Annotated in this window: 6 protein-coding genes; 2 read left to right on the top strand and 4 right to left on the bottom strand. The window is 52.5% G+C overall.

Annotated features, from left to right (window positions below; all coding sequences use genetic code 11):
• The coding region (locus Q0294_RS18475; protein ID WP_299468402.1) for a sulfatase/phosphatase domain-containing protein at window positions 1-531 on the top strand (531 nt) is incomplete at its 5' end.
• Between the two features lie 21 nt (window positions 532-552).
• Here the strand turns inward: Q0294_RS18475 and Q0294_RS18470 are convergent.
• A complete protein-coding gene (locus Q0294_RS18470) occupies window positions 553-1,593 on the bottom strand; it encodes a Gfo/Idh/MocA family oxidoreductase (protein WP_299468400.1) in 1,041 nt (346 codons plus the stop codon).
• Between the two features lie 55 nt (window positions 1,594-1,648).
• Window positions 1,649-2,938, bottom strand: coding sequence for a Gfo/Idh/MocA family oxidoreductase (locus Q0294_RS18465; RefSeq protein ID WP_299468398.1), 1,290 nt, complete (start codon window positions 2,936-2,938; stop codon window positions 1,649-1,651).
• 305 nt (window positions 2,939-3,243) lie between these two features.
• On the opposite strand from Q0294_RS18465, the gene Q0294_RS18460 reads away from it, so the two are divergent.
• Window positions 3,244-4,521: a PQQ-binding-like beta-propeller repeat protein gene (locus tag Q0294_RS18460; RefSeq protein WP_299468396.1), complete on the top strand. Its 1,278-nt coding sequence runs from the start codon at window positions 3,244-3,246 to the stop codon at window positions 4,519-4,521.
• 61 nt (window positions 4,522-4,582) lie between these two features.
• Here the strand turns inward: Q0294_RS18460 and Q0294_RS18455 are convergent, their stop codons facing one another.
• Together Q0294_RS18455 and Q0294_RS18450 are read right to left on the bottom strand one after the other, a co-directional pair.
• Window positions 4,583-6,448: an exo-alpha-sialidase gene (locus tag Q0294_RS18455; RefSeq protein ID WP_299468394.1), complete on the bottom strand. Its 1,866-nt coding sequence runs from the start codon at window positions 6,446-6,448 to the stop codon at window positions 4,583-4,585.
• Between the two features lie 145 nt (window positions 6,449-6,593).
• Window positions 6,594-7,697, bottom strand: coding sequence for a twin-arginine translocation signal domain-containing protein (locus Q0294_RS18450; RefSeq protein WP_299468392.1), 1,104 nt, complete (start codon window positions 7,695-7,697; stop codon window positions 6,594-6,596).
• Window positions 7,698-7,843: the final 146 nt, after the last annotated feature.

The following is a 7,843-nucleotide window of genomic DNA, read 5'->3' as shown; positions in this document are numbered from 1 at the left end:
GACAAAACGATTGTGATCTTCACCAGCGATCATGGCTATCATCTGGGAGAACACGATTTCTGGTCCAAGGTGAGTCTGCATGAAGAGTCGGCTGCGGTCCCGCTGATCATCAGCGTGCCTGGCAAAAAACCTGCGGTCTGTCATTCTCTGGCAGAACTGCTCGATTTATATCCGACGGTCAGCAGTCTGTGTGGCTTGAAAGTACCGGAAAATATTCAAGGCAAAAATCTCGCGCCGCTCCTGGACGATCCGAGTCTGCGCGTGCGGGATGCCGCTTTCAGTGTCGATCCACGCGGTAACGGGAATCGCGGATTTCTGCTCCGCGACGATCGCTGGGCCTATATTCAATACAAGGAAGATGCTTCCGCAGGCGTGGAACTGTTCGACATGCAGAACGATCCGCAGCAGTTTACGAATCTCGCCGAACAGCCCGAACATCAGCCGACCGTTGCTGCATTCAAGAAACGGATGGCAGACAAACTGAAAGACGTTCGAACGAATGATCTCGGGCATTCCTACACCAAACAGTAATCGTGCAGGGAAACGTCGCGATCAATCAACGGGTATGTGTTGTGTCTCTCCGGTTTCGGCTGCTTTGTAGGCGGCGTAGATGGTTCTTAGAACTTGCAGACTGTCACGACTGGTGAGGGTGGGCGCTTCTTTTTCCAGCACCGATCGCACGGCCGCCTGCACGCAGGGAGTGTAACCCCGCGGCTGAACGGACTCTTCGAATTTATGAATGGTTCCCGGTTTGTCATCATTCAGCGACCATTGCAAATATTTACCGGTCGAGTAGTCCATTTCGAGCCAGCCTTTGGAGCCCCAGATTTTAATCAGTGACTGTTTCCCCCGGTTCGTGTAATAGCCGGAGGTCAGAGTTCCCAGAAAACCTTTGTCGAACTTCAGGCTGAGGGCTGCGGAATCTTCGACGTCAAGCGGCTGTCCGCCGACATTGGTGACGAAGCCGGCAACATCGGTGATTTTGGAATCGGTGATGTACATACCCAGATCGAGCCAGTGAATACCGAGCCAGATCAGATGTCCGCCGCCGGCGCGGTTTTTTTGTGCGAACCAGCCGGAGTGGTAGTTTTTGCTGGTGAGTCGCGTTTGATCGGCGATGAAATTCAGTTCGATGCCATAGATGTTTCCGAACGTTCCTTTGCGGATCATCCGCCGGGCTGCTTTGACTTCCGGATTATTGCGATTGGCCAGCGCCAGCATGAGATTGAGATGTTTTCCGTCGGCCTTTTTGACCAGTGCTTCAAACTGATCAATGCTGATGCAGGACGGCTTTTCGGCAAACACGGGGCAGCCATGTTCCAGCGCACGATCAATGGCGGCTGGCGACTGGACGGCTTCCATTGTGATCAAAGCCATGTCCGGTTTTTCTTTTTTGAACAGTTCGTCCGGGTTGTCATAAACGCGGGTCAATTTCGTCCCCAGTTTCTGGCGGGCCTCTGCGACATGTTTCTGACCTTCGTCGCAGAGGATGACTTCGCTGACTTCCTCGCAGGCAGCGAGTGCCGGAAAATACGCGCCGAGATGTGCGGATGTCTCATTGATGAAAAGAGCCACAATCGCCTTGTCTGCCATGAAACTGCTTTCTCTAAAACGGAATGAAGTGATCGGTGTTCTCTGCGCTGAAGATTTAAACCTGAGGCAGTTCGTACCCGTCGCGATAGTTGCGGGTCAGATACTGGTTCGCATCTTTGTCTTCAGGGAAGGTTTCAGTTTTGGGATCAAACACCAGCCGCCGCCCGGTGCGATAGGAAATATTTCCGAGGTGGCTGAGCAAAGCCGAATAGTGTCCTTCTTCAATTTCCGCCAGCAAATCCTGCGAATTGCGACTTTTGACACAATCGATGAAGTTCTGATAATGGGTCGGCGTGTCCTGCCACTTCTCTTCAAAGGCGGGAGCGCGTTCGTGTTTGTAAAAGATGCGATAACCGGTGCGATCGACCATCATAAAGCCTTTGTCACCATAGAAAATGTTGTCGTTATCATGACGATGGGCCTGCAGACGATACGGAGTAAAATCTCGCTGTTCATACACATAAAGCAGGTCATCGTATTCCCAGGTGACGACCATCGTGTCGGGCGTTTCCTGTGCATCACCTTTGGAACCGAGCTTCGCGCCGCTGCAGGAGACGGCGTTCGGGGCCTTCAGGTTCATGCCCCAGCGACCAATATCAATCTGATGCACGCCATCATTGCCGATGTCGCCGGTGCCAAAGTCCCAGTTCCAGTGCCAGGAAGTATGAAAGCAGTTTTTATTGAACGGGCGTTTTTGTGCGGGGCCCAGCCAGAGGTCATAATTGACGCCGCTCGGAACGGGTTCATCCGGACGTGGTGGATAGAGCGCACGGCGTTGATTGTTGATCGCTTTGACCATCATGACTTTACCGATCGCACCGTCCTGAATCTGTTTCCAGGCCTGTTGGTAGACGGGAGTGGCGCGCAGGTTCGTGCCATGCTGGACTACCCGCTTGTATTTGCGGGCTGCATTCACCAGCTGGCGACCTTCATGAATATTATGCGAGCAGGGTTTTTCGACATACACGTCTTTGCCCGCCTGACAGGCCATGATGGCCGCCGGCGTGTGCCAGTGATCGGGTGTGGCAATCACAATCGCGTCGATTTCGTTTCCATCGAGCAGCGAGCGAAAATCTTCGACGAGTTTCGGACGTTTTACGCCCGACTTTTCGATCTGATCTGCCATCTGGCCACTGCGGCTTTCATCGGGATCGCAGACCGCGACGAGTTGACTGTCGGGCAGTTTTGCGAACCAGCTGCCTAAGCCACGCCCGCGACCGCCACAACCGACGAGTGCCACGTTGACTTTTTCATTAGGAGAAACCGCTGCCTGACTGAGGGAAGACATTCCGGCATAAACGACGGGAACTGCTCCTAAAAACTCACGACGATTCAAGCGACTCATAAAGATTCTCCTTCAGGGGCGTGCTGGCATCGGTTAATGTATCGCGATTTCTAACCATGATCCTACCAAGACAGTAAATGATATATCAAGCGTTATTGATGTAATTAGTTCGGGGCTTACGACAACATCTGCATCTTTGAAACGTTCCCGTTTACAGTGGTATCAGCCAGTTTACTCAAGTTCAGCCTGCGGCTTCGCTTGCGGTTGACTCCAGACCGCTTACAATAAAATAGATCGTTAATAAAGTTTACACAAAGTGTCATTATTTCCCGCCTAAGCCGCCAACCCTTTAGAAAGCCACACCCATGAATCGGTTTCTCATCGTTTGCCTGTTAATGATACTCTGCCAGCCTGCCATGCTGAGTGCGGGAGAAAAGCGGGCGTCTTCTGCGGCTGCGATTAATGTGAAGTCGACTGACTGGCCCTGGTGGCGCGGCCCGCAGCGGAATGGGATTGCAGCTCCCAATCAGAGTCCGCCGCTGAAGTGGAGTGCGACCGAGAACATTCTCTGGAAATCGCCGATCCCCGGACGCGGTTACGGTTCTCCGACTGTGGTCGGCAATCGCATCTATCTTGCTTCAGCCGATACAGAGACGGAAACGCAGTTTGTCCTCTGCTATGATCGGACGACGGGTAAGCAGCTCTGGAAAACAGTGATCCATACCGGGGGCTTCAGCACCAAAGGGAATAAAAAATCAACGCACGCTTCGTCGACTGTTGCCTGCGATGGCGAACGACTGTTTATCAATTTCATTAACAATGGAGCCGCTTATACGACGGCACTTTCATTGGATGGCAAACAGCTCTGGCAGACAAAAATTACCGATTACATCATTCACCAGGGATATGGTTCTTCACCGGCAATTTATCAGGATCTGGTGATTGTCTCAGCGGATAACAAAGGGGGCGGTGCGATCGCCGGCTTGAAGCGGACCGATGGATCAGTCGTCTGGAAAATTGATCGACCGAAAACGCCCAATTATCCTTCACCCATCATTTTGAACGTCGCCGGAAAAGATCAGGTGTTGATGACGGGCTGTGATCTCGTGACGGGCATTGAACCGCTCACCGGTAAAAAACTGTGGGAGATTGCCGGCGCGACGACTGAATGTGTGACGTCAACAGTGACCGACGGTGAATTGATTCTGACCAGCGGCGGTTATCCCAAAAACCACATGGCCGCCGTCAAAGCCGACGGTTCTGGTGAAGTGGTCTGGGAAAACAGCAACCGCATGTATGTGCCTTCGATGTTGATCAAGGATGACAAAATTTATTCCGTAACGGATAACGGCGTCGCAGTCTGCTGGGACGTCAAAACCGGCAAGGAAATCTGGAAAGGACGTCTGGGGGGCACTTTCAGTTCCTCTCCCGTGCTGGTCGGCGATCGGATTTACGTCACCAACGAAGGGGGCGAAACCTATATTTTCAAAGCGAATCCCAAAGCATTCGAATCGCTGGGGGAAAATAAACTGGGGACGGAAGTTTTCGCCACGCCCACGTTTTGTGACAGCCGCATTTTTATGCGTGCCTCTGAAGAAATCGACGGCAAGCGTCAGGAAATGCTCTACTGCATCGGGAAGTGACATTGCTGCTCTGGCCGTTTCCCAGTCCCACAGTCAGGGACTGGGTTGGCCTTGGGGGCAATCAATCCGACTCTGGCTGGTAGAACCAGGAGAGCGGAATCGAACGAAATCGGGATGACCACCTTTTGTTTTCATCGCCAACGTAATAACTCATGATAGCACGCCCCTGAAAAAAGATCAGGCTGATGTAGGAATAAGTGTGTTCCGGACTGGTTTCCAGATTCTTTTTGAGTTTCCAGGTCTTGCCTTCATCATCACTGATGGCGACGGTTAAGGGCGTTCGCTTGCCGCTATGACCTGTGTCTGGTTCATAGTTGTCATTCCAGATCAACATCAGATCGCCGGTTGAAGGAATGCGGCGGAGTGTGGCAGGAGCTTCGGGAGCCCGCACGCCCCAGGAGCCGGGTTTGTCCCAGGTCTCGCCTCCATCATGGGAAATGCTGGAGCCGATGTGGCCGGACTGCGTGCGGAAAATCATCAGGACGTCGCCCCCCTTCAGTTCAAAGACTTCCGGTTCCATCGCGCCCCGTTTTTCGTAATCGACACTGCCTTTCGACTGATGCCAGCTCTTTCCCTGATCATCAGAAATGAAACAGGTACACACAAAATGATTTGACTTCTGCACGTCGGGAGTCGAAGCAACCGGTGCCAGCCAGCGACCGGACGACAGAATCGTGATCCGGTCATTGTTCATCACGTGATAACCGGGAGGGGCTGTGATCTCGATCGGCTCGCCGAACGTTTTCCCGTTATCGTTCGAAACCTTCAGATAGGCTTTCAGATCGGAGAGTGTGTTTTTCTTGAGATAGAACAAGCCGATGGGCCGTTTTTCATTCATCGGATCTGCCAGATAACGCAGGGTGGCCGACATGACGTTTTTCTCGCCTGTGTTTTCCTGCAGTACGTGAGGTTTGCTCCAGGTTCTGCCTTCGTCGGTCGATTTTCTGGCGATGATCCGGGCGGTGGCAAAATCGGAGCCGCTGCCGATGAACTGAGTTGTCGCATAGAGCAGCGAGCCATCATTTAAAGGCAGGATCGAGCCTTCGCTATAACGGGGATATTCCTTGGAGGCTTCGTAGACATCATTTACGATGACTTCGTCTTCGGGATACTGATCCGTTTTCGCCAGAACGATGAGCGCCTGTGCGGCCCGGATGCGGGCGTCCCGATTTTCATCGCTCAACTGTTTTTTGAGTTTCTCTTTCAGGTCACTGGCGCCCGCTTCGCCGGCAAAAATCGCGGCATACGTTTTGACGGCGGGATTATCGCTGGAGAGATTATGCGAAACGGCCTGCAGGCCTTCCGGGTCACCGTGCATGGCGAGCGCCGCTTCGAAATAAGACCGGATAAACGGATCTTCAGCACGCTTCATATTTTCTTTCAAGGCCGGGATATCCTGCTTATTTCCCACGCGGGCGAGAATCCAGGCTGCGATACTGGCGTTACTCACATCAGGGTCGTTCAGATAGTTTCTGACGAATTGAAGCGCCTCCCGGTTACCCCAGCGACAGAGCAGGGCCGCCGCCATCATCGCCTTTTTGGGATTGTCCGACCGCATCGCTTCGCGGATCAGAACGCCATTACCCAGCTCATTCACTTTATATAACGATTCGCAGGCATGCACGTGTCCGTGCGGATCTTTACCTGCCAGAATCTGAAACATAATCGCCGCCTTGGAACGGTCGCCGGCGCGAACCAGTTCCCGTGCGAGGCCACACCGCTTTTGGTCATCCTTTTCGGTTTGCAGTTTGGGTTCAATGATCTGGCGGACTTCAGCCCCTTTGCCGGCGAGGGTGAGTGCTTCCGCAGCATGCATCGAAGGCCAGAATTCATCGCAGCGAATTGCTTCCCGCAATATTTCCAGGCAGCGCGCCTCCGTTTCCGGGCTCAATTTGATTTTCGCAGGCTGAGGTTCTTGATTTGCCATTAATGCCGCTTGGCCGAACAAAATCATAATGAGTGCCGTTCTAATTGAGAATAAATTCATTTTGTGACTTCTCTCGCAAGTGAAAATGGATTTGCGCTTTCCTGGTGAAATAAATGCTTAACGATGTTTCACAGCGGGGTCTATTCTAACCGAGTCGCTTCAATTTTGTGATCCTTCCGGTGGCCACCCATTCGGCGACAAAGATATTTCCATCCTGATCAAAACAGGCATCATGCGGATGTACGAAACGTCCCGCCTGCCATTTGTCGGGAGTTTCCCGCATGCGGGGTTTGGCGGTTTTCATTGCTTTCTCCCATTCCGGGTCCTGTCCCAGATGGGCGATGACCTTATTGTCCGCATCCAGCAGCGTGATCCGCGAAGCCAGATCGGGGACCAGCAGAACGTCTTTGTATGTATCCAGATTCGCAGGTAGAATGAATCCGGTCATCGTCTGCAGGTGTTTGCCATCCAATGTGAACCACTGCAATCGCGCGTTGGCCCGGTCTGCGACCACGACCGACGGTTCCCGTCCCGGACGGTCATCGATCCACAGGCCATGCGGCAGATTGAACTTGCCATCTTCTTTGCCTTTGCCTCCAAAAGCGAAGAGCCATTTACCGTCTTTATCATAACGGTGGATTTGATAGGCGCCGTAACCATCGGCCAGATAAAATCCGCCATCAGAGTGAAACGCAAAATTGGTCGGCAGGAAACGATCGATGCCCCAGACTTTTTTCGGGTCTGTGGCCTCGCCTGCGGCATACAGTTCGGATTCCATCGGCGCAAATTTCTGCCAGACGGTTTCGCCTTTGAGATCGAGCTTGGCGAATGTCTTCAGATGCTGATAGGCAGTGACGTAGAGGAACTGTTCGTTGCCTTCCTGCCGGACTTCCAGACCGTGACCACCCCCCTGAAACTGTTTGCCAAACGAGCGGACATATTTCCCGTCCGGATCGAAGACAAAAATCGAAGGATGTTCGGTTTGATCGGCGCGGCCTTCATGAATCACATACAGAAATCCATCTTTATCCACGGCAACGTTGTGCGTCGTCTGCCAGGTGAATTTCGAAGGCAATTTTACACAGTCGTGCGTTACCTCATATTGATGATCGCCTGAACCCAGCACAATGCGTGAATCGGTTTTCGTACCAGCGTGAATTGCGGGAGCACCAAAAAGCGCAGCCGTCGTTCCAGCGGCGGTGGTTTTCAAAAAATCCCGACGCGTTTGTGTCTGTTTCGAATGACGCATGATTGATCTCCCGGAGCGGCTATAAAGCGATTAGGCAAATGGAAACTGGATTAATAAATGTTCCTTAAACTGTAACCGGTGGTGAAAGCCAGATCAATTCGTAACCCGATTCTTCCTGCAATTACCGGGAACGTGCTCCAGGGGTC

The organism is uncultured Gimesia sp. (assembly GCF_937919775.1).
In the GTDB taxonomy this organism is placed as follows: Bacteria; Planctomycetota; Planctomycetia; order Planctomycetales; family Planctomycetaceae; genus Gimesia.
Note: the sequence above shows the minus strand (reverse complement) of the source record. Positions and strands in the feature narration are given on the sequence as shown.